Origin of the sequence: Pseudovibrio sp. W64, assembly GCF_001623145.1 — a bacterium.
GTDB lineage: Bacteria > Pseudomonadota > Alphaproteobacteria > Rhizobiales > Stappiaceae > Pseudovibrio.
Genome location: NZ_LMCI01000038.1, coordinates 1,029,689 through 1,052,387, shown reverse-complemented (window position 1 = coordinate 1,052,387; position 22,699 = coordinate 1,029,689). Strand labels below are relative to the sequence as shown.

At 52.8% G+C, this 22,699-nt stretch carries 9 protein-coding genes; 4 read left to right on the top strand and 5 right to left on the bottom strand.

What is annotated here, in order from left to right; translation table 11 throughout:
- Position 1: 1 nt before the first annotated feature.
- The 4 genes from PsW64_RS21265 to PsW64_RS21250 all read right to left on the bottom strand — a co-directional run bounded on the left by PsW64_RS21265 (position 2) and on the right by PsW64_RS21250 (position 18,482).
- Positions 2–11,836, bottom strand: a complete 11,835-nt coding sequence (locus tag PsW64_RS21265) for a LysM peptidoglycan-binding domain-containing protein (protein WP_063304858.1) — start codon at positions 11,834–11,836, stop codon at positions 2–4.
- 32 nt (positions 11,837–11,868) lie between these two features.
- Positions 11,869–15,462 (bottom strand): hypothetical protein, encoded by a 3,594-nt coding sequence (locus PsW64_RS21260; RefSeq protein ID WP_063304857.1) that lies wholly within the window; start codon positions 15,460–15,462, stop codon positions 11,869–11,871.
- A 370-nt stretch (positions 15,463–15,832) separates the two neighbouring features.
- On the bottom strand, positions 15,833–18,019 hold the full coding sequence (locus PsW64_RS21255; RefSeq protein WP_063304856.1) for a xanthine dehydrogenase family protein molybdopterin-binding subunit: 2,187 nt from the start codon (positions 18,017–18,019) through the stop codon (positions 15,833–15,835).
- Between the two features lies 1 nt (position 18,020).
- Positions 18,021–18,482: a (2Fe-2S)-binding protein gene (locus PsW64_RS21250; RefSeq protein ID WP_057465391.1), complete on the bottom strand. Its 462-nt coding sequence runs from the start codon at positions 18,480–18,482 to the stop codon at positions 18,021–18,023.
- A 277-nt stretch (positions 18,483–18,759) separates the two neighbouring features.
- On the opposite strand from PsW64_RS21250, the gene PsW64_RS21245 reads away from it, so the two are divergent.
- Together PsW64_RS21245 and PsW64_RS21240 are read left to right on the top strand one after the other, a co-directional pair.
- Entirely contained in the window at positions 18,760–19,755 is a 996-nt protein-coding gene (locus PsW64_RS21245; protein WP_057465223.1) for an AraC family transcriptional regulator, read from the top strand.
- A 65-nt stretch (positions 19,756–19,820) separates the two neighbouring features.
- Positions 19,821–20,348 carry an AAA family ATPase gene (locus tag PsW64_RS21240; protein ID WP_063304855.1) on the top strand — a complete coding sequence of 176 codons (528 nt, stop codon included), beginning with the start codon at positions 19,821–19,823 and terminating at the stop codon, positions 20,346–20,348.
- 5 nt (positions 20,349–20,353) lie between these two features.
- Here PsW64_RS21240 and PsW64_RS21235 read toward each other — a convergent pair whose 3' ends face one another.
- Positions 20,354–21,259 (bottom strand): LysR family transcriptional regulator, encoded by a 906-nt coding sequence (locus PsW64_RS21235; protein WP_063304854.1) that lies wholly within the window; start codon positions 21,257–21,259, stop codon positions 20,354–20,356.
- A gap of 102 nt (positions 21,260–21,361) precedes the next feature.
- On the opposite strand from PsW64_RS21235, the gene PsW64_RS21230 reads away from it, so the two are divergent.
- Together PsW64_RS21230 and PsW64_RS21225 are read left to right on the top strand one after the other, a co-directional pair.
- On the top strand, positions 21,362–21,721 hold the full coding sequence (locus tag PsW64_RS21230) for a VOC family protein (RefSeq protein ID WP_063304853.1): 360 nt from the start codon (positions 21,362–21,364) through the stop codon (positions 21,719–21,721).
- Positions 21,718–22,608 carry an SDR family oxidoreductase gene (locus PsW64_RS21225; RefSeq protein WP_063304852.1) on the top strand — a complete coding sequence of 297 codons (891 nt, stop codon included), beginning with the start codon at positions 21,718–21,720 and terminating at the stop codon, positions 22,606–22,608. Before PsW64_RS21230 ends, PsW64_RS21225 begins: the two co-directional genes overlap by 4 nt.
- Positions 22,609–22,699 lie beyond the last annotated feature (91 nt).

Sequence of the window (22,699 nt, the reverse complement as noted above, 5' to 3'; positions counted from 1 at the left end):
CTCACACCCCTTCTGTTTCGCTTTCATAAGATGGCAGAGGTGGAATGATGTCATCGGTGCACAGGTAGAGGTTTTGCAGGTTGAGCAAGGGCATGGGGTTTTCCGTCAGATTGGACATGATGTTCATGGCAATATTCAGCTGAGCTGCATTGCAGGATGGTTTATGCGCCAGTGCCCACACCGTGATTGAGTTGGCAAGGTTTTCAAGGATATCGCCCTCAGGTTCGCCGTTGTTCTGGATGGTGACGGGGGTTGGCGGCATAAGAGCGATTGGCAGATCGATTGGCTCTTCTGTGAGGCCTTGCACAAGATGATAGCTGTAGCCGATATTAAGCTGCAGCGTAATGTCGCCAGCATATTCACCATGAAACAGCAGGTAGAAGAGATGTTCAAGATGCTCCTTCAGGCTCCGCTGATAAGGCTCATTTGTGGGGTTGCCGAGGTATGCGATGTTGAGTGATTGAAAGCTGGACAATGTTGGGTGGAACGGATTTTTAAAGGTGGCCGTCGGCGTTCTGAACACGAAGCCATCTGTGATTTTGCCGTGGATGTAGCTGTTGCGGATCATGTACATGGAAGCCAACGCATCTTGCCGCGCGAGCACCTGCATGCCCGTCATGACGACCTGACGATCACTCAAGGGCTGTGCAATATCCTGTGTCAGATAGGTCTGCTTGCTCTTCGTTTTCTGGGTGTAATAGTAGGTGTAGATCTGCTTACCCTCGACACAAGCACTGCTATCCAGATGGCTTATCCAATCCGGGATTTCGACCACAGGATCTCCGGTTAGTCCTGCAGGCGGATTGCAATCCTCCAGTATCAGTTTGACGACCCAGCGCTGTGATGTTTGCTCCGTTGGAGTGCTATAGTCCTGATTTTCCTCCAGAATGCTGAAACTGACTGTTTCGCTGCCCTCTTTTTGTGAGGTCGCCGCAAACATCGCAAGGCTGCTGCTGGCGTTTGCTTTGCAGATTATGGCCTCGTTGACCTTGATGATCACAGCCAGAGCTTGCGCCGCCTTCTCGATGGCATCAGTTGACTGATTACCAGCGTTTATGATTGGAACATACTGGTCCAGCGTCGTGGTGAGGTTGTTCTGGATGGTGATGAACTGCGCAAGTTCGGCAAAGGCATCCATGAAACCGGTGAGTTCACCTTGCGGTTTGTCTTTGAGGTTGAATTGGATTTGCCCATGGGCCTTATCCTGAAGGTAATGGAAGTTCAGGCCGTAAGTGTACTCGTAGTTCCATTTGGTGATCTGGGAGAGTTTCTTAGCCTTCTTGTCATAGGCAGGGCCCGCTTGAGAGACCATGCGCGGCGTTTCCGGGAAACTGCGCAGCAGGATGGGCACTTTGAAAGACCCAAGCGGCTTTTCAAGAACCGGAGTGCCTTCCGCCTGGATCGGAGAGAGCCAGCTTGAGGCTTTATAGTCGACTATTCCCTGAACCGGGCTGAGCTGATGCTCGAGAGATGTGACTTTATAGCTCAGATCCAGAGAGAGGCATTCCGTTGTCTCTCCCAGTTTTTCTGAGGCCTGAAGCAGGAAGGTGAGCGGTTGCTCTGCGCCATCCTGCAATTTCAGTTTGGCAGACGTGAGCGAGAAGAGGCTTGAAAGGGATTTTGCGGGTGTTGGCTCCTGCGCGTCCTCCTGTGCATCCGGAGGGCAGTCTGCCACGCTATTCAGGTTGATGTTGCCATAAAGCTGCGGAGTTTCTTCATCGCCTGTCAGCGGAATGTTGGCGGTTATGTCCGCCCCGAACGAAAGGACAGCCTGTGTTGTGTAGAGATTGGAAAGCTCCTCCAGCAGCGTTTGTTTGAAGGTCTCTTGTGCGGAGGTTAGCCGCGTACTGGTGCCGTCCTGATAGATGGGTGCCAGCATGCGTGCCGTGATCTGCGCAAGGCTCTTCTTTTGCTCCGTCAATGCCTCCATAAAGCCGCTTACAACTGCAGGGCTCTCACCGGTGCAGGAGATACTCTGCGGTTTGTTGGCTGCGAGTTTGTCGATGAACAGGAGTGAGGAGGAGTATTTGGGAGACAGCAGCGCGTCAAAAAACTCAAAGTACTGCTTCAGCCAAACGTCCATCTCTACATTCGAGAAGGTGCTTTGAACCGGACTGCCTGTGAACTTTCCTGTACTTGCGTCAAAATCATCCAGTCCGGCATAGGGATAAACCGAGGCACTGCGAGAGATCAGCGTGTTACTGACCGGAAGCGGTGCGTATATTTCTGGCTGGCTTTCATCTGTGATGTGGAAGGAGATTGGATCTCCCTGCTTTGTGCCGATACGAACGCCCCAGGTTGCATTGGAAGATACGCCAGCGGTTGGCGCATATCGGTTGATGCCGGAGGCGACCATCATTGTGAAGTCCAGACCATGGATAGTCTGCGCTACACATTGCGCAAACTCTGCCAGAATGTCTGGCTTTGGCTTCTTTGGGTTTTCGGAGTCTGCGTCACTTTTTTTAGGTTTCGGGGCACTGACGGTGGTTCTGATTGCTATGGTGTTGGCAACAGATCGTGTCAACGGATCGGCTGCATAATCACCGACTGCTATGCCGTGGGTTCGTTTGAAGACAAGCTGTGTTGTGAGCTCAATGATTGGTTCTTGATTGAGGCTGCTTATTGGCACAGTTACAGACAATGAGAGCGGCGGAATTGTTTCAATAGTATCAGTTTCTTCCGGGTTGCTTTGCTTGATCAGGAATTGCTCGATGTCTTGCCACCAGCCGACCAGCTGCTCAAGTTCGTGCGCTGAGAGCTGATAGGTGTTGAGCGAGAGTGTCGAGTTGACCTCTATTGCAAAACCGTTGGGGTCATTAAACTGGGCCAGCATATCTTCAACGATAACCAGTGCTGAGTGCGCTCTTTGCTGTGCGATCTCCGGATTTTGGCCTTTTTGCGGGAAGAAGGGTCCACTATCAAAGCTGAAGATGATGAGGATCGTGAAGTTTTCCGGGGTCGTTTCGGCGCTACCCTCAGGCTGCACTGTCCAGTTTGCTGAGGTCGAGGGCCACTGAGAGAGCGGGATGATCTGATCTGTGTAGCCCTGAAGCGCCGGTTTTCTGTTCAACTTTCCTGCGGACTTTGTGGGCTCGTCCAGTGTTGATAGGATCGTATTGCCGTAATAGTCGTTCCAGCCGAGTTGAGTTTGCAGGACCAATCCGTTGGCACTGTACGGGTTGAGTGTCATGGCTTCTGAGGCGTTTTCGGTTTTTACAAGGCTGAGATACGATATTACGCCATGATACATTTCCGCATCGCCGGCCGACGCTTCCAGAACGTATCGGATCTTTCCCTCATTGGGCGAGGAAGACTTGCCTGAGGCACCAATGGGCAGGCCCATGTTGCTTGGTCTGAAGTCCTGATTTCCCAGAATCTTATAGGCCAGCAGGCTGTAATTGTTGAGGAGCAAGGCCGTCGCGTAATCATCTCCTGTTCCACCCTTGGGTATCTCCGGCGCCTGCTCACGTTGTGCATTTAGCGCCTGAACGCCGGGATGTTCTCCGGGTTGAACAGTTAGCGGGCCAGCACGCAGAGTGAGTGTTTGACCGGTGACGAGCAGTTGCTCCATCTCTGCGTTCGCACTGGCAACAACGATGGGCTCTGTGCCGAAGTAATCCGCAATATCTGACAGGCATGTGCAGCTCGACAAATCATTGCTCAAAGTCTTGGAGCCAATTGTCAGTTCAATCACAGGCAACCGTATTGGTGCGCCTGCTGGAACTGTTTCGCCAGTCAGACGCGGGTTTACCTGCTTTAGCTCTTCAACGCTTGTCCCAAAGCGCAAGGCGATACTTGCGAAGGATACATCACCGCTTTGTGGAACCCGATAGGTACCCTGCTCGATGCTGATGGTTTTGCCCGGTATAAGCTGGATTTTGCCGCTCGCTGATGTTTCCTGATCAGAAGTCAGAGTGTTGGCGATGAGTGAGTTGAGGTTGGAGTGATAGCGCAGCGCAATACTTGCCAGTGTATCATCGTCAGTGGTCGTGTGCTCCACCAACTCGCCTTTGGCAGCGGCCGTCAATGATGTACCTGAGCCTGCGATTGGCTGTGCAGTTGCGAGCCCGTTGACGTAGGCGTGCATGTACTCCTGATCTTCATGGATGATGACCAGAGACAGCGTCGCCTCGCCCTTTTCGTTAAAGATATCTGGCGGCAATCCAGTCTGCCCGTCATCAGCGGTGTAATAGAGATAGAAGCCGCCCGAGTTGGTGATGCCAGCTTCCCAAAGCAGTTTGACCAGTGACATGGGCGTGTTAAGAAGCGTCGGGCTCTGGCTTTCTTTTGCCGCCTCAGACAACAGCTCTCCGGTTGGATTGGTCACCGTGGAGAGGTTGGTTTGCGACAAGCCGAATGTGACATTGCTTCCGCCCTCACCCACAAAATGTGTACCGCTGCTTTGTGAGCCTTTGCTGTAACCGAGCGTGAGAGACGCAAAGCTATGATCCTCAGGCAGGCTTTGCAGCAATCGCTCCAGAATGACAACGCCAGCCGAACTCACCCCATTCAGCTCATAGGTTGTTTTCAAGGCCGCATCTGGCGCCGCTTTGGCTTCCGCCGCTGGAGCGCTCGATGTTTGAGCTGGCAGTTTCTTGATGGAGAACTCAATTGTTGATGCCCAGCCATAGTTCGTCAGCGGGGTTTTGATGGCCTTTCCAGTTGCAGCATCCATCGACACTTGTTCAACAAGGAGCTGAGGAGGCACAACAGCGCTGTTTTGCGCGCTGTTGGCACCAAGTGCCGTTAGTGCTGCAGAAAGCGTCCACAAACGCAGATATTGGGTGTTGGATGGCTTTTGAGGGTCGTTTGTGGGAACGTTGATTGGCTCTGCACTTTGCCAATTGATAAAGTGCGGGATTGGGAAAGCGTTTGGTTGCTGCTCAACCTTTGCAAGGAGTGAAAGTTCCTCTGGTCCAGCTGACAGGTACTCTGTCTGCCCGTAGGTGTTGACGGCTTCAATGCGTTGATAGTCCTTGCTTGCAGTCGCCTCATTGTCTGACGGTACATCCACCTCGTATTTCAGGGTGGTTTGGTCATTTCCAAGTGTGATCCAATCTGCATCCTTTGGCTTGCTCAGCAGTAAGGAGAGACTGCTTGTTAGCGGCGTTGGGATGGCGAGCTGCTGACCGGACAGAGCGAACAGGCCAGCCTCATTCGGCAGACTGAGCTTTCCAGCCTCATCCTTTTCAACCCAGATGCCCTCTACAAGTGGTGTGATGCCATCCGTTGGCAGACGCATACCGTGGAAATAATAGCGTGAGGCCATGCCTGACAGGTGGGTGATGCCACCCGTACGCTGCACTTCCTTGATGAGCTCTCCAACGGGGAACTGAGGCAGATGCACGATGCTCAGACTGCCAGCATCTGAGCCTGCGATGGAGCCTGCATTGGAGCCAGTGGCGCCTGCAAACAGATCGGTGAGTTCTCCGTTTGCGGTGATTGCCAGCGCTTCAACATCAGCGTCAAACTTTTGCGCGATGGATGAGAGGGTATCTGTGTCCGTTGTCTTTTGCGTGAACGCTGGCATCTGCAACGTAGAGCCGACAACCAGAAGGTCCTGCTGGGCTTGCACAGCACTGCTGCTGGTCAATTCATCGATTGTAATTCCAAGAGCTGATGCGACTGCATTTAATGTTTGCCCGCCAGAGACTGTGTGCTTCTTATGAGTTCCATCTGATGCGGTGTAATCAATCTGAGCACCACTGCGCAAAAGGCCTGCGACTGTCTTGTTTTTACTCATGAGGTCAAAGGCTTCGACAGGCGCATTATATGGGTTGTTGCTGGCTAATTTTTGGAAGGAACTGTTCGCAGGGATCACAAGCGGTGCAGTCGGAATTGTGACGTTGAGGCCTGCTGTCAAAGGGTGGTTGTTGTTGGCTTTGAAGAGGTCTGCGAGGGTAAAGTCTGCTCCGGAGAATGCACCTTGGCTGTTGACCCAACTCACAATGTAACTGGGTGTTTTTCCAGCTGGGAGCGGATAATTGAAGTCGCGTAGACCGCTCAGGAGGTTTTGCATCATCTGCTTCATAATCAGCATGAAATAGTTTTCATATATATATGATGCTATTGATGTTTTACTGCCACCTCCATCAATCTCAGAGGGAGATTTCCCACTCTCTTTTTCCACCTGAACACTGAGCTGGTTAAAGTAAACTGTTAAGTCTTCCAGGTACTCGGTGGTTATGGAATTGTAGTCTGCAAAAGTATAGGAGAGCGATGTTTTGCTGTCTTGTTCCAGCGCGATGCTGAGTGATGGCAACATGGGGAAATAGGTCGCCTGCGCCTCTCCTGAACGGGACGGCAAAGCAATATCGAGCATGAACTGTTGCTGCAGGAACGTGGTGATGTCCTGCTGGGTTAGTGCCTCTGACGAGCCTTCCAACTCACCCAGCCTGTTCAGTATGGCGTTGATCTCAATCGCGCTGATTACGTGGTTATCAACCTGGTCTGCACTGGGGTTTTCATCACCCATGGTCGCGGCCACAAGCCAGCGGGTTACCATCTTGGCCAGAGCCTCGAATGCAGTGTCTGTTTGCTGCCCTGCGGCCTTCTCATAAAGCTCCGCATCTTCCGGAGTTGCTGGTGCTGAAATGAACAGGTTGGCGACGTAACACGGCAACTGTGGCGCTCGGTTTTTTTCAGAAGACGACCAGTTCTCATCCTTTGCCAGGGTCAAGCCGTAGCCCAGATGGATCTCCAGCGGGTTTTGAGAGGGATCCGCAGCAGGTTGCAGGTTTGCCCAGTTGAACTCTACTGGAGCTGCCTCATAGGCTCCCGTCAGCATTGGCAAGCGGCTGTAGAGCGCGAGGCGGTCCGCTAATGGTGCAGCAAGCAAGCCTTCGTAGGCTTCCGAACTATCAAGCCAGGGAGCTTTACTCGGATCCTGGAGAGCTCCTAGTTTGAAGGTGGTATGAACGTGTGCAGAGAAGCTGAAGCTCACTTTGATGGTGAACAGGCCAAGATCAATCTTCGCAGAGGCGCGGACATCCACCTTAGCTGAAATTGTGAGGGGGATCGGCTCGTATGAGGCAAGCTTGATCTGTGCGCTTACTTCGATCCTGATATTGACCGAAGCCTTGATAATAGCAAAATCTATGGTGCCATACAGTTTACCAATGATGCCAAAGGTGCCTGTGAGGGAGAAGAAATATTCGCCCTGCAGTGACAGAGCATCGCTGCTGCCTGAGTGCTGATCTTCATAGGCATTCCACTTTGCTAAAATGCCTTGCAAAATTCCGAAGGCGGTGAGGCTGAAGCCCGCTTTGAGAATGCCCATATCAACGGACTTGCCGAGCCCCAACTGGGCACCGAAGCCGAAGACCAGATTGGGGTTGAAGAAGCCTTTTGTGGAGACTGGCAGCCCTTTGACAGAAGCGGCAGGCAACTTGCCAAAGTAGAACCCTCCTCCGCCTTTTACCGGAATACCCGGCGGTACAATGGCCTCAACTGAGAAAGAATGCGAGAAATTATTGTTCCAGGGGAAGCCGACATCAATCTGGAAGTCACCGTTGGTGTAGACCTCAATACCGAATGTGGGCAGTGTGATTGTCACGGCCCCAACATCAATGCGGCGCATGATTTCCGGCAGTTCGATGGAGGCTGAAAACTTACCAAGGCCCGGTGAGACTTTTTTGTAGATGACCTGAAAATCCAGACCGGAGAAGACTTTAGCCGCTTTACCATTGCAGGCGATGCGCAGTGCGTAAAGACTTGGGTCCGTCAGAACCACTTGCAAGGTGAATGTGTACTTGGCACCGGTGCTTTCAAGGTCGCCTTGATGTTCCTGCCCTAGTTCTTTGCTGGAATCGATCCTCAGAACACCGAAGTCCGTTGCAAACAGCCAGTTGATGTCACCAGCAAAGCCGATGTCGGGCACCTTCTTCGCTGAGGGTTTGTGAAGGTCTCCCAGAATATCGACAGCTTGCTGCACGGTGGTGACGTCTTGCAAGCCTTTGACGTCGACATGCTGCCCGCCAGCGAGTAAACGCAGGTCAAGATACTTGTTGCCAGCACCGCCGGGGCTAGGTGTTGTGGAGGGTTGATCAGCTCGCCATGGCGGCAGCTTTGTTGCTTCCAGTTCGCTATCAGACAGCCAGGGAAAATCACCTTTCAGCTGCACGAGAACACCTGATTTCTTTTTATACGTGAGCGAAATGCCGGTCACTGAGGCGATTAAAAGGTCGATAGGACCAATTTTCACATCAAATTCAACGCTTCCGGTGTTAAAGTCCCATTTGAGTTCAAAATCAGAAAGTTTGACATCATTTAACAGGTCAAATGGCGCGGCGAGCCCAAACTTTGTTCCGGTCATCCATTCCACAAAGGTTTCGACCATGGCACCAAGTGTGGTGGTATCTGTAAACCTGATCGTTGCACATTGATCAGCCAATACCTCAGCCGAAAACAGACCCCATGTGATACCGAAATGAGATGCGGGTTTTTCGTACTGATAAAATACGGTGAGCTCGATGTTCTCCCAAAGCACATCAGCTGTCAGCAATGCGTATTTGCCGTTTTCTTTTGCGGTTTCATAACGGGTCAATGATTTGGCTGGTTCAATGAAGACAATCTCTTCGCGGTCATCAAGCACCGGAATGCGCGCTTGGCTGCCAGGTAACAGAAGCTCACTTCCCCCCGTATCTCCGATTTTTGCCGTGAAGGTCACATCCGGGAGCCATTTTGGCCTCACGTCTTTGTTGAGGCTCACTGTTCCCCCAAACTCATAACTGGCCGCGGATGTTCCGTTGCCCGTTGAGAAGGTTACATTCAGATCTGTGAGGTCTACATCGATAGCACCCGGTGCCCAGTTACTGCCGAAATAGGCATCAATGATCTGGCTGACCTTGATAGGCGTATCACCCTGCTCTCCGGTAAACGTCCAGAGATGATTTTGCGTGTTAAATGTGGCTGTCACATTAACGGGGACGGGCTGAACATTTGGCAGACCATCAAACAGCGTTGTAGAGGCTTTGATGGAGCCTACCGAGTTGGTTCCAACGCCTTTGACTTGGATGTAGATGTCGTTGAGCTCGAACTTTGCAGGTGGCAAGGTGATTTGCCAGCCTTTCAAATTTACGCCAGCCTCAACGGAATAGGAGCTGCTATTCTTGTTCTGTCCGGGAGAATATTCCAGTGACAGGTTTGCAATATCGGCATCAACGTCAAGGTGATAGCCGCTCGGCAGCAATGCATTCACGAAGTCCGAGACAGGCAGGTTTGCCCCATCCGGGCTAAGTGTTGCCGTTACTGTGGTTTGCGGATAGGTGGCAGAAAGATCGAGAATTGCTGGGTTACTGCTTGAACCGATCACAGCATCTGTGGAGGCCACCCAGCTTATCTGACGTTTGCCGGTTGGCTGTGAAGCGGTGATCTCAAAACTCAGGTTCTTCAGGTTCAATCCACCAAACAGATCCCATTCCTTGCTGTCTTTCAGAGAAACCTGAAAACTGTCTATTCTCTTGTTTTTTTGGTCATAGTTGAAGCGCAGACCATCCACATTTAGCTCGTTCAGGTCGGCAAATTCTGAGGGGATCGAGTTTGCAAAGTTCATCCCGCCGATGAGCGTGAATATGGAGTTCAGTGACGGGGCTACCTCCTCTGCAAATGCCCCCTGCACCACCATCTTGTTTTTGGCAGAGCTTGGGAAATCCATGTGGAATGGAATGAGCGTGTCGCCGACCTCAATGGAGGTTTGCACACCGCCTGTGAGCCGCGCACCATTGCTGGAAAATTCAACGGACAGACCTGTGTCGTCTAGCGCGAACCATTCGACACCTGGTAGCTCAAGCTTTTCCAATGAGATTTGGAGTTGGACTTTGTAATTGCTATGATTTTTACTCGATCGTCCTGTGCTGGAGACGGTAAGTGTGACTTCCAGTTCTGTGCCTAGGAAATCCGAGGTCTTTCCCTGTACGATGATCTTGCTGAGCTTTTTTGAGGTGTAGACCGGGTTGATCGTCACAGGGCTTTTTGCTGAGCCGATTGTCAGTCCACCTGAGCCCAGTACTGTTTGCAGGAAGGTGTGAAACGGCCCCTCTTTCAGCACATTGGGGATCAGAGCGAGAATCCCATTTTTTGTGTTTTCCGTCAGCGAGGTTTGCAGTGTTTGCAGATCAGAGAAAATACTGTCGGAGACGCCACTTGCGACTGAAACAAGAGCAAATCTGGCCGCTAAAAATCCAAGCGCTTGTAAGAGCTTATCGTTTTGAGGTGCGGTGTAATACTGTTTGAGGCCGTCAAAATACTCGAAGTACTCGCCCTTTTCTGAGCGAAACTGGGTCATCATATTCGATATGATTTGCGCCAGTTCATTGGGCGGCATGGTTGCTTTGTAGCCCTCCTGAAACGCGGATGTTCCGAGAGCAATCTGGTTTTTTGAGGTATCTAAAAGCGTTGCGGTGGTTGGTGTTGTGCTGCTGGCGGCTTTGCCCTTGCCGTTTCCAAATGTGCTTGGATAAGGGTTGGACGTGAAATTGCCGAGTTTGAAGAACGGCTTACCCAGGTTTACAGCCAGATTGGCGCTTTGAGTGCCTTCCAGAACGCTTGGCAATGTGGCTGCGCCATACAAATAGTCAATCGCGTCTGGCGGCAGATCAGACAAGGTGGTGACAACCGTTGCACCCGATTTCAGTTTGCTGAGGAAAGTAGCCCCCGCAGAGCCAGACAGGTCTTTATTCAGGTAAATACCAGTACCTGAGCCAGAGGTATTTCGGAACACTTGCTGGTTCTTGCAGTAAGCGTTGATGTTCTTTGTCAGCTCATCACGAGACGTGCTTGCACCCTGCTTCGCCGCGTTCTTTTGGGGAAAATATCGCGCAAGTGTTTGCCATGTGGAATTGCTCAGATCATCCAGAACAGCGATGACAACCGGCTTTTTGGTAAAGCCTTTTTGCTTTTGCAGAAGTGCGGATGCGGCGATGAGCTCAAAAGCAATCCCTTCTGCATTGCCGACAAGCGATGCTTTGTCTGTCGATGAACTTGGCAGGCTCGCAACCGGAAAGAACTCGATGCCGGACTGGCTGGATTTTCCAACAGCATTGCTGATGTTCTGCGCTGCGCTCAGTGCCTTGGTGTTGACCTCTGGGATCGTCCTCAGGTTCGCCCAGTTGAGCTTTGGGCTTAGGTCCTGCTTGAAACTGCGATAGGCAAACTGTGGGCCTTGCAGGACCAGCTGATCATCAAGATTTATGGTCTGCTTGAGACCCGGTAGCACCACCATGGAGTTGGCGGAGCAGGTCTTTTCGGCCTGTGAGCAGTTTTCTGCTGTCCAGAGATAGGGCTGGAGCAAAACAAAATAGCTGCATTTCACAGCTGTCGCGATGCTGGTGTTGTCGATGTTGGGAATGTTACCGCCACCACATAGACATAGCGGCATCGTGCCAGACAGACCCGGTACGGAACGGTGGGTTATCTCGCCAACGGTGGTTTCCTGATAGGCGTGAAAGGTGATTGTAACGCCGTCCAGCGTCATTGATGCGCGGGTGGTCGGGTCAAAGCCGGGTAACAGCTGCGCCAGTTCCTGCAGGAGCGTTTTTTGGCCACTGTCGTAAATCAGGTCCACATCTACCTGAAATCCAAGGGAAATCATTCGCTTTAGGAGGTTGATGGTGTTGGCGGCACTGCCTGACCTTTGGTCTTGAGAGAGGAAGTAGCGCAGTTTTTTACCACGCAGAAAATCTATGAGCCGTCCAAGGTTGTGGCTGGAGAGCGTCGCATTCATATCCTGTGCAGCAGAGGCGAACATTTGCACCAGATTGGCAAGCTCTGAGGACAGGCTCTCTTCGTCTGGCGTGGCTACGCGCTCGAGTGGTTCGATTGGACTGTGCTCGTTCATCTTGCTGCACCAGTGCTGATTGAAGGAATGATTTATTTGCTGTCGGCGGGCTCGTTGTTGTAGACCGCGTACCAGGCCAGACCTGTGGTTTTGGCCGAGCCCTCGTTGCTCTCATCTGGGTCTGAGAACAGATAGAACGATGTGGCGCCGCTTGGCGGGATCTTGGCCAGCCCCAGAAATTTGATGGCGATCTCATTGAGAACAAACATGTATTGCTTGCCGGTATCAGCTTCTTTGCTATTGGGATTTTCCGTGTAGAGCAGCTGGATCGGGCCGTAGGACATGGAAAGCACGTTCTGCAGGCTGATGAGCGAGGCACCGTTGGAGGAGCCCGGCATATGGATGGCAGTCTTGGATTTGTAGGTTTCGCCCGTGGAGTCTGGTGACCATGCCAGCAGCAAATCAGCGGTGAGGCCCAGTTTGCCTGCGAGGTCTCCGGCGGTGCCGAGGCTGACTTCGAACTTGAGGCCGTTCCATGTGTCTGACAGGCCTTGCTGGCGGACGCTGGTCACAACATCCAAGTATCCCATGGAAGCTGGCGTTTTATCTGCGCTGTCGGAGCTGACAAACCCTTTCAATTGCAATGGCATAGTGGCGACCAGGCTGCCGCTGCGGGGCGTGCTGTTTTTGCTGTCGAATGTCAGCTGAGCGCTGTCCCAAGTGATCTTCTGGCTTTCATAGGCATTCGTTTGTGCAAAGCTCATTTGCAGGCCGAGCTCGTTGAAGGCCAGTCCATTCTGGCTGGTTTGCTGGTCTGGCTCATTGCCAAAGGAGAATAAGTCAACCGGCTTGTTCTTGCCTGCGCTGAGGATCGCGAAATCGAGGAAGCCGGTGAAGGCGAAGCGGATGAGTGGTTCTGTTTGATTTTCCTGCGTTTTTTCGTGTTTGGAGATGGTGTTCATTCGCGCGGATGTGAACTCTGTTTGCTCCAGGATGTTGTTGTCGAACGTGAACAGATAGGGATGGGTTGCAGCCATGGTGTAGGACGGGTGGTTGTTGTTGTCCTGATAACTCGCTTTCATAATCAACGACTTGTACTGGCTGCCTTTGGGCTGTGGTTGGCTTGCCGGTAAAACGGGCTTTGAACTGACGGTCTCACTGCCAAAAATCCTGGTCATGGAGAGCTGTGCGAAGGAGGAGAACTTCTTTATTGCCGAGTTCTCAAAAAGCACTTTGAGCGAGAGCAGGATGAAATCATATGTGCGCGTTGCAGAGGGCACAACTGGCTCCGGGCTCGTTGCTCCCTTTGGTACAATGAGGTCACTGTCTTCATAGTAAATCAGCCCATAGACCGAGCTTTGCTTCTTTATTTCGATTTTTTCACCACTTGCACCTGCCTTGATCTGATTGATGCGGATGGCGAGATGGTGGGCATAAAACTTTGCCGGATCGCGCACACCGGCCACAATCCCAGCCAATTGCTCGGGTGGTGATTTGATACGCGCGCGTAGCATAAGTACGCCGGTCCAGTTAGGATCAGCGGCAGTCTGGTTGAAGCTTTCGAAGTACTCTGTTGCGGGGTTTTCATAGGCTGCTTTGAAGTAATCCTGAAGCCATGAGGAAACGTTGACCAGCTGGGCTTTGTCTGGTGTGTTTTGGCGCTTGGTTGTTGGAGCGGCGAAGGTTTCTTTTTGGGTCCATTTTTGCGGATTGGAGATGAGGTTGTCTTTTTCACTGCCCTTCGGGTCGTAGAGTGGGCCGCGTATTCCTTTAATAATCAATATGTTGGCGTAGTCGCCGAAATCTGGTGAATTGCCGACGTCGGCTTCGATCTGCCAGTCTTCGATATTCAGTGTGTTGAGGAAGGTTGAGCCTGCTTCACCTAATTCTGATGGGTTTGCAGCGACCAAAAACAGCTGATTGGTCTGGAAGGCCTCAATGAGCTTGGGGGATAAGTCTTTGAAGGCAAAGTCGGAAGGTGTTGGTACTTTGATTTGAGCGAGCTTGACTTCCTTCCAGTGACTGGCGTCTGTGGGTGATTGCAACGTGGCGATCACGCCCAGAGGGGTTGTCAGAGTTGCATCCCCCTCTCCTGTTTGCGCCTTAGCCTCTCTGGCGTTGGATTGAGCGTTGGTCAGAGATGCGATCACCTTGCGGCGGGTTGGCGCAAGGATGCTTTTTTCAAACAGGGCGACATCACACTGAGAATAACTCGGGTCACCCTCATCTGTACCGGCGTAGGGGAACATGGGGAAGGCCTGATCTTCCATTGGCGGCAGTGTGTAGACCGGACTGACAGTGCCCAGCAACTCCTTGTTTTCCTGCCAGATTTCATCATCATAGCCGTGCAGTGCGCTGCCGTGGGGTTGCGCCACATAGGTGATGGATGTCTCACTCTTTTCTGCGGTCTTATCTGGCGGGAACACCTGTACATACGACGTTTTGTAGTTGCCTTTGAGTGGGGCTCCTTTGGGTGCAGGGCGTCCAACGGGAGACGACAAAGGCAACGGGAAAACCGGTGCGTAGGCAGGCTGATCGGGTATAAACCGCAGCCGTGCTCCCTCAGAGAGCGCGTGTTCTGCAGCGCCAGGGACTTCCAGAAACTCTGTGCCGCCCAGTCCGCACATGAAGCGGGCTTTTGTATCGTCGTGTGCGACAGGTGCACAGACGAGGAAATCACCAACAGGACTGGCGATAAAGCTATGAAGTGATGAGGCATTCTCGTAGCTCGGGGTGAGGATAATGCCTGCTGGCTGTGCATCACTCACATGGCTGTCAGCGGTGATACTCTGTAAAACAACGGGAGCGCCGTAGGTGGTCCGGTAGAAGCTGTTCAGGGGTGGTCCCTGCCCGCTTTCCTCTTCGGCGCGAAAATAGAAGGCGCAGCGGTTGGGATCTGTTCGATTGTGCGTCGGGTAGATGTTCAGCGCATCGGTGACATCCACAATGAGCGTCATAGGCAGAGGATTACGGCTGCCATCATCACCTGTGCCCAAGGCGAAGCGTTGGCCATTAACGCCGGTTTTGGTCTCCGCATCTTTCGTAACCCATTGAAAACCCAGATTCCATTGATCATGAAGAGCGCCGCGCTCGAACTCGGCATCAAACACAATGGCACCGCGATCCGGGCCGGAGCAGCGGATGTCTGCCTTGCTCACCGACCCCGTATCCGGGCTGAGATATCCTCCCAACTGGATGGCAGATTCCGAGAGTTGCAGGTTCTCTTCATCTTCAGAAACACCAATGTAAGCGCTTGAATAGAACTCGATGGTGAGTTCGGGTGCCAGAAGGTAGGACAGACTGCTGGTTGTCACTGTTCCCGCTGCATTAATGGAGAAGAAGGCCGGGCGTTGGCCGGTGTAGTCACGAGGGACTGGAAGCGGCGTTAAGTCTCTGGGAAGCCACATGAAACCGCGCAGTACATTCATGCTTTGCAAGTAGGCATGCAGGCCAGATACCAGGTCCTGTTGACTGCTCTCTTTGCCTCCACATTCAAGTGGATCCGGGCAGTAGATGAAGGAGCCTGAATAGGTTTTGCTGGTGAGCGCGTCTTTGAGTGAAATGCGCTTGGGGAGTTTGGCTCTTCTGGTGGCTACCTTGCTGACAACAAACGCAAAACCACCGGCGTTGTCGCCAGAGTTTGGAGCCAGATAAAGGCTTTTGCAGGTTTGTTGCAGGAAATCCATTGCTCAGCTCCCAAGCCCATTCCATCAAAGGGGATAAAGACAGAATTCGGGAGCACTGCTCCGCGCTTTTAAGGGGAACATAGGGTACAGGCAGGCTTCAATTTGCGACAATTGAAGGTTCACAAAGTGAGCTGAAAAGGTTTCATCTGTAAGAAGCGGTTTTCGCTTCACAGATCAGAATAGATTTGATTTTACTTATAAAAAACAGAGCGTTAGTGCGTCTTACACACCAAATAAGTTGTGAGCTGAAAAATGATCGTGTTTTTGTGCGTTGGTTTGCGTTTTTTTCGTGTAAGCTGCGTTTTTTTGTAAAACGCACAAAAGGCAGGCTGATGGATATTCAGCCTGCCTTTTGCTCTGCCATATCAGTTTAGGCGAAGGTGACGCCTGCCTTGGTCATTGGGAGTTCGGTTACACGTGGCCCTTTCGCTGCAATGGCATTTGCCAGTGCTGGAGCGGATGGTGGTGTGCCCGGTTCGCCGACGCCTGTTGGGGCTTCCATGGAGAGGACAATGTGCGTTTCAATCTCGCCGATATCTCCAATGCGGAGCGGTTCGTAGTCCGGGAAGTTTTGTTGGATAACTTCACCGTTCTCCAGCGTGATCTCATCGCGCATGGCGTGGCCAAGGCCGTAGCCGATGCCGCCTTCCATCTGTGCCTTGATCACATCCGGATTGACCGGGATGCCGCAATCAACGGCGCAGGTGACTTTTTCGATCTTCACCCCGTTTTCTGCATCACCTGAAATCTCGACAACTTCGGCAACATAGCTGCCAAAGGATTTGTGGACCGCGACGCCTTGAGAGCGACCCTCAGCGCCTTTGCCCCAGTTGCTTTTTTCAGCGGCCAGTTTGAGAACACCCGTCAGTCGTTTTTGATCTGGCGTATCGCCTGCCAGATGTGCCAGACGGAATTCAACCGGATCACGACCCGCTGCTGTTGCAACGGCGTCCATCATGGCTTCCATGACGTAGGCGGTGTGGGTGTGACCAACGGAGCGCCACCACAAAACGGTTGTGGCTGGTTTGATGTCCGTCAGACCCGCAAACATGCCCGGAATGGAGTACTGCGTCGGGGTGACGCCTTCTACGGAAAGATGATCGACCCCATCATGAACCGAGAACGCCTCAAACGGGGTGCCCTTGGAGATGGATTGACCTGCAACGCGGTGATCCCAACCAGCGATGTTGCCATCTGCATCAAGACCAACACGAACTTTGTGCGCAAATGCCGGGCGGTAGTAGCCACCAGTGATGTCATCTTCGCGAGACCACACCAGTTTGACCGGGCGGCGGCGATCCGTCATCACAAAGGAAAGCGCTGCTTCCACCTGATAGTCTACCGTTGGTGTTGCACGGCGACCGAACGAGCCGCCAGCGAACATGGTGTTGACCTGCACCTTGTCCATTGGCACCTGAAGGATTTGCGCAATCGCTGCATGTGGTGAGGTTGGCATCTGACAGCCGTCATGCAGGATCACGCCGCCATCTTCTGTCGCCTCAATGGTGCAGGTGAGCGGTTCCATTGGCGCATGTGCGAGCAGTGGGAAGTAGAAGGTCTCTTCCACCACCTTGTCTGCGTTTTCAATCGCACCTGCAATCTCGGCCTGATCGTTTTTGGTCAGGTTGTATTCCGGCGCTGTGTTGAGCGCAGCCATCAGCTCTTTGTAGACGTCTTCAGAACTGCGGCTTTCAGCTGCTGAATTGTCCCAGGTGACTTCCAGAGCTTCACGAGCCTGAAGAGAGGCCCATGTGTTTTCTGCGTAAACCGCAACGCCAGCTTTGTTGGGCAGTGTGGCTGCACGGATGAAGCCTTTGACATCCTTTGCGGCGCTGTCGTCAAAGGACGTGACAGTTGCACCTTTGCGGGTGGCCCGTTTGATGGTGACGACCATCTGATTATCAAGCTGGATGTCCATCGCGTATTTGGCGGTGCCGTTGATCTTAGGCGGTGTGTCCTTGCGGCGCACACTGGCATTGCCGATCAACTTGAACTCGGATGGATCTTTCAGGCGCGGGTTTTCAGGGGCTGTCAGCTTGCTCGCAGCTGCTACAAACTCACCGATTGGCGCTTTGTTGCCACCGCCTGAGATCACGCCATCTTCCAGCTTGAGCTGAGCGGCGGGCACATCCCAAGCCAGTGATGCGGCTTGCAAAAGCACTTCACGGGCTGCAGCGCCTGCCTGACGATACTGCTTGAAGCTGTTGAACATGGCGGTGGAGCCGCCGGTACCCTGGATAGGTCCGAATGCCGTGTTGTTGTAAAGTTTTGGATTGGATGGGGCGAACTCATACTCTATCGCATCCATGCTGACGCCCAGCTCTTCTGCAATGAGTGTGGTGAGGCCGGTTGCCGGACCCTGCCCTTTTTCAAAATGTTTGACGATCGCAGTCACGGTGCCATCTGCTGCAATCTTTACAAACGGATTGAGCATGGTGGTGTCTGCAGCATTTGCAGCGGCCATAGAGCCGGATGGGGCCACACCAATAACAAGAACGGCGGCAGCAGAGGCTGCTGCCCCTTTGAGGAAGCCACGACGAGAGGACAACACGCTCATATCAAGCCTCCATAATTTCTGATGCACGTACGATTGCGGAACGAATGCGCTGGTAGGTGGCGCATCGGCAGGCGTTGCCGTCCATGTAATCGTCAATTTCTTCCAGTGTCGGCTTTGCGTTTTCAGAGAGCAAGCCAACGGCAGACATGATCTGGCCGGACTGACAATAACCACACTGGACCACGTCCAGCTCTGTCCATGCCTGTTGCACAGCTTGTGCCGGCGTGGACTTCAGGCCTTCAATTGTGGTGATCTCAGAATCTTCCACATCTTCAATAAACGTTTGGCAGGAGCGGACCGGCTCGCCATCCAGATGAACAGTGCACGCCCCGCATGAGGCGACACCACACCCGAATTTTGTTCCGGTGAGCTTGAGTTCATCGCGGATCACCCAAAGAAGCGGGGTTCCTGGTTCGGCGTCGACCTTATGCGTCTGGCCGTTCAGCTTTAAAGAAATTGCCATCAAAAAAAATCCCTTTTTTGATCCGTAGCGGTTGGCTGGGTCAGCAATAATCTCAGGCACTGTTTGAATGGGGCAGTGTTGTATGCGGAATGCGCTATTCTGCTTTTTGAGCCTGAAACAGATGATCTGTAGTTATCCCTAGCACTCGCCTCTCTCGCTTTCAGTGGCAAATCGCGCCAAAGTACTGCCATATCGCGCCACTATGTAAATTGGTACTGGCACACCTAGCAAAAATTCGAGATGAAAGAGTGGCAAGACCAATGAGACCGAGCCGAGCATGACGAAACACGCACATCTTTACCCAGGCGCCGCCATGATGGCGCAAATCATTCAATACCTTGACCTGTCTGTTGACCGGGTGATGCGCCGTGCCGGAGTTTCCATTGAGCAGCTGGGTCCGGCAGCCAAGGGCATCACACAGGCGCAGTATTTTGCCATCTGGCATGCGCTGCATCAGGAATATGGCGGCAACGATCTGGCAATCAAACTTGGACACACCATCAAGCAAGGCAGTTTTGTTCCACACGCCTTTGCGTTTTCCTGCAGTCCAAACATTGAGGAAGGCGTGAAGCGTCTTGCGCTGTTCAAACCCTTGATTGCGCCCATCCGGCTGGAAGTTGAGCGTACGGACAGCACGGTGTCCATCTTGTTTACCTCCAGCGATCCGACGGAACCGTTTCCTGAAATTCTGGCTCAGTTCGAGATTGTCTACTTCACCAATTGCAGCCGCACCTTTACCGGAGAGCAGATTGTGCCGCTCAGTGTGGGAGGCCCTGTTGGGGATCTGGACTGGTCTGCTGTTGAAGCGGAATGCGGGGTGAAGGCAACGCCTGCTCCGGTGGCGCACATCACCCTTTCGCTGCAGGATGCCACTCGTCCGCTGATCACACAGATGGAAGGCATGTGGGATACGTTTGAAGACGGGCTGCGCCAGAAATTGCAGAGCACGGGCAGTTCTGATGAAATGTCCCGCCGGGTGAAGAATGCGTTGCTGGAAAGCCTGCCAGCGGGCCAGAACACAATTGACGTGATCAGCCAGAACCTGAATGCCAGCAAGCGGACCTTGCAGCGTAAGCTGAAGGAAGAAGGTAAGAGTTTTCAGGACATTTTGAGCGAGACCCGCGCCGAACTTTCCCAACACTATCTGGTGCGCAGTGATCTGAGCATTCCGGAAATCTCCTATCTGCTTGGCTACAAGGATACCGGTTCGTTCTTTCGCGCGTTTCACAGCTGGACGGGCAAGACGCCGATGGAAGTGCGTGGGATTGCTTAAGGGCGCTCTAATTTAGCCTCTCATGAAGAAAGCTTCATGAAACCTTGGGCTGGTAAGAGCCCGGCATGGCTATTCTATTTGTTCTTTCGGGATTGCCTGGTGTTGGTAAAACGACCTTGGCAAAGGCCCTTTCTCCGCGCCTGCAAGCCGTTCATTTACGTATTGATTCACTTGAGGCTGCCCTCAAGACCTCCGTTCTTGCGATTTCACCAGCAGAAGATGCCGGTTATGTTGCAGCAGCAGCCGTTGCCAAAGACAACTTGCTGCTGGGCAACAATGTGATTGCGGATGCGGTGAATCCGATTGAGATCACCCGTAACATCTGGCTGGAAGCGGCGCTTGGCGCTAGGGTGAAAGCGCTCAACATTGAGGTGATCTGCTCTGATGAGGCTGAGCACAAGACACGTGTTGAGACCAGACACAACGATATTTCCGCTATGTCTCTGCCCAGCTGGGAGGATGTACAGCGGCGACGCTATGAGCCGTGGAAAAAGCACCGCCTTGTGGTCGACACCTTTGAAAAGCCCGTCGAGGAAAGCGTCGAAGAAATCATCGAGGCCTTCAGCCAGCTGGTGCGTTACGGGTCTTATTGAAGCTCTCACGCAAACTGGCGGAGTTTCGGGCGGATCATGCTCACGCAGGTTTCCAGAAACAGGCGTGTAAGCCGGGACTGATTTTGCTTACCAGTGTGCATGGCGTGCAGGTCTATTTCAGGGAACCTCCACTCCGGCAGCACCTCCACCAGACTGCGCCTTTTCAACGCGTCCTGACAGAGAATGGATGGCAGCTCCCCTATTCCCAAGCCGGACTTAATCGCAGATTGAAGCGCTGAGTAGTCGTTGATGGCGATGTCTGGTGCAAAGCGAATGGTCCGCTCTTCGCTTTTCCTGCTCAGTTGCCAGCTGATTTCCGGCTTTTGCCAGAACCCGAAGCCGATCAGGGCGTGTTGCATCAGGTCTTCAGGGCGCTGCGGAGTTCCCTGCTCTGCGATGTAAGAAGGAGAAGCGACCAGAACGTGGCGGTAGGCGGCGAGCTTTGTGAGTGTCAGTCCGGAATCTGGTTTTGGACCGACGCGGAAAGACAGATCAACATCATCCTCGATAAAGTCCAGATTGCGCTCTGATACGATCATGTGGATGCGTACCTGCGGGTATTGCAGGCGAAACTGCCCGATAACGGGAATGAAGAGAGCTTCGGCCAGATTGGGTGGCACGGTGACCTTCAGGTCTCCCGACACAGCTGACTGGCTCTGTTCCACCACGCGATCTGCTGTTTTGAAGGCTTCCAATCCCGGTAGGCAGGCTTGATAGAACTGGTCGCCGATTTCCGTCAGGCGCATGCGCCGCGTCGTGCGTTCCAGCAGTTTTGCGCCCATCTGCGCTTCCAGATCCGCCACCTTTCGGCTGACGGTTGAGAGCGGCAGGCGCAACACCTTGGCAGCTCCGGAAAAGCTGCCTGCTTTGGCAACTTCAGCAAATATCGCGATTGCATTCAGGTCCTGCATCATATTCCCATATTTGGAATTATCATTTCCACTTCAAGCAATATTACCACATCAAGAAGAATAGTAGAATGCGTTCCAATCAAAACATGAAAGGAACGCGGGATGGGAAACCAGGATAAATCCATCAACTACATCGAATTTCCTCTGCTGAAAAATGAAGAGACCAAGAGTTTCTACAGCTCTGTGTTTGGCTGGGTCTTTGAAGACTGGGGGCCAAGCTACATCAGCTTTTCCGGTGCCGGTGTGGAAGGCGGTTTTAATGGAGAAAGTGGAACAGCGGTTCAGGCTCCCGGTGTTTTGGTGGTGCTTTATGCGGCGGATCTTGAGGGCACGATAAAGGCCGTCCGTGCAGCTGGTGCGGCGATCTTGCAGGACATCTATTCGTTCCCTGGCGGGCAGCGGTTTCATTTTGCAGATCCCAACGGGAACGAACTTGCGGTGTGGACGGAGGCTTCGTCATGAACAAGCGTATTTTGGTCACCGGAGCCAACGGGACAATCGGTCTGCATCTCCTCAGAGAATTAAAGCAAACACCGTGGCATGTGCGTGCTTTGGTGCGCAGTGCGGAAAATGCACGGCTGGTTTCATCCCTCGGTGCTGAGGCGGTTCGGGGAGATTTTTCTGATCTGCCTTCTCTCTCTGAGGCGATGGCGGGCATTGACACACTGGTACTGATCACTTCGGCCAACCCACAGGCAGCACAACAGGCTTCTGCTGTGCTTCATGCGGCATTGGAGAGCGGTGTGCGCAAAGTGGTTCGCGTTTCGGCCATCAAGGCAGGTGCTACCGGGCCAACGGCGAACACTGTGTTGCATGCAGCAACCGAGGATGAGCTTGTTCGCTCCGGGATGGAGTATGCAATCCTGCGGCCTAACCTTTTTATGCAGAACATGTTTCTGGCAACGCAAACCATAGCAGAACACAGCAGCTTCTTCTTTGGCATGGGTGATGCCCGGATGGGGATGGTAGACACACGCGATGTGGCTGAGTGCGCCGCAAAATGCGTGCTGAGTGATCATTTCAACGGCAACATCTATGAAGTAACGGGAGCAAAGAGCCTTTCCTATTTTGATGTTGCGTCGGCACTCAGCCCAGAACTCAAGCGTACCATCACCTATGTGCCTGTCATGCCGCAGGATGTGTATGATGGTATTGTTGGTGCGGGTTGGGATGAGTGGATTGCGGGCATCTCTCGCGATTATGCGCAGGCCTATCGCAGTGGTTGGGGGGACTTCACAACGGATGCCGTTTCTACAATCTGCGGGCGCCCACCGCGCAGCATCAAAACTTTCATCTGTGAGGTGTTTTGCGCCAAGGCCGCTTTGAGCGTGTCGATTGGGCCGCCTTGACCAACCATATGGCGAGCTACCAATTATCCGTCAATTGTAACCGCTTATGCGATTTCTTCAGGCACAATTCAGTTTCATGTTCTTTGTAGAT

What these genes read in the sequence shown, in the direction of transcription:
- PsW64_RS21255 (WP_063304856.1), bottom strand. Translation starts at nt 18,019, where the DNA reads ATGAGCGTGTTGTCCTCTCGTCGTGGCTTCCTCAAAGGGGCAGCAGCC.
- PsW64_RS21235 (WP_063304854.1), bottom strand. Translation starts at nt 21,259, where the DNA reads ATGCAGGACCTGAATGCAATCGCGATATTTGCTGAAGTTGCCAAAGCA.
- PsW64_RS21230 (WP_063304853.1), top strand. Translation starts at nt 21,362, where the DNA reads ATGGGAAACCAGGATAAATCCATCAACTACATCGAATTTCCTCTGCTG.
- PsW64_RS21240 (WP_063304855.1), top strand. Translation starts at nt 19,821, where the DNA reads ATGGCTATTCTATTTGTTCTTTCGGGATTGCCTGGTGTTGGTAAAACG.
- PsW64_RS21260 (WP_063304857.1), bottom strand. Translation starts at nt 15,462, where the DNA reads ATGGATTTCCTGCAACAAACCTGCAAAAGCCTTTATCTGGCTCCAAAC.
- PsW64_RS21225 (WP_063304852.1), top strand. Translation starts at nt 21,718, where the DNA reads ATGAACAAGCGTATTTTGGTCACCGGAGCCAACGGGACAATCGGTCTG.
- PsW64_RS21250 (WP_057465391.1), bottom strand. Translation starts at nt 18,482, where the DNA reads ATGGCAATTTCTTTAAAGCTGAACGGCCAGACGCATAAGGTCGACGCC.
- PsW64_RS21265 (WP_063304858.1), bottom strand. Translation starts at nt 11,836, where the DNA reads ATGAACGAGCACAGTCCAATCGAACCACTCGAGCGCGTAGCCACGCCA.
- PsW64_RS21245 (WP_057465223.1), top strand. Translation starts at nt 18,760, where the DNA reads ATGACGAAACACGCACATCTTTACCCAGGCGCCGCCATGATGGCGCAA.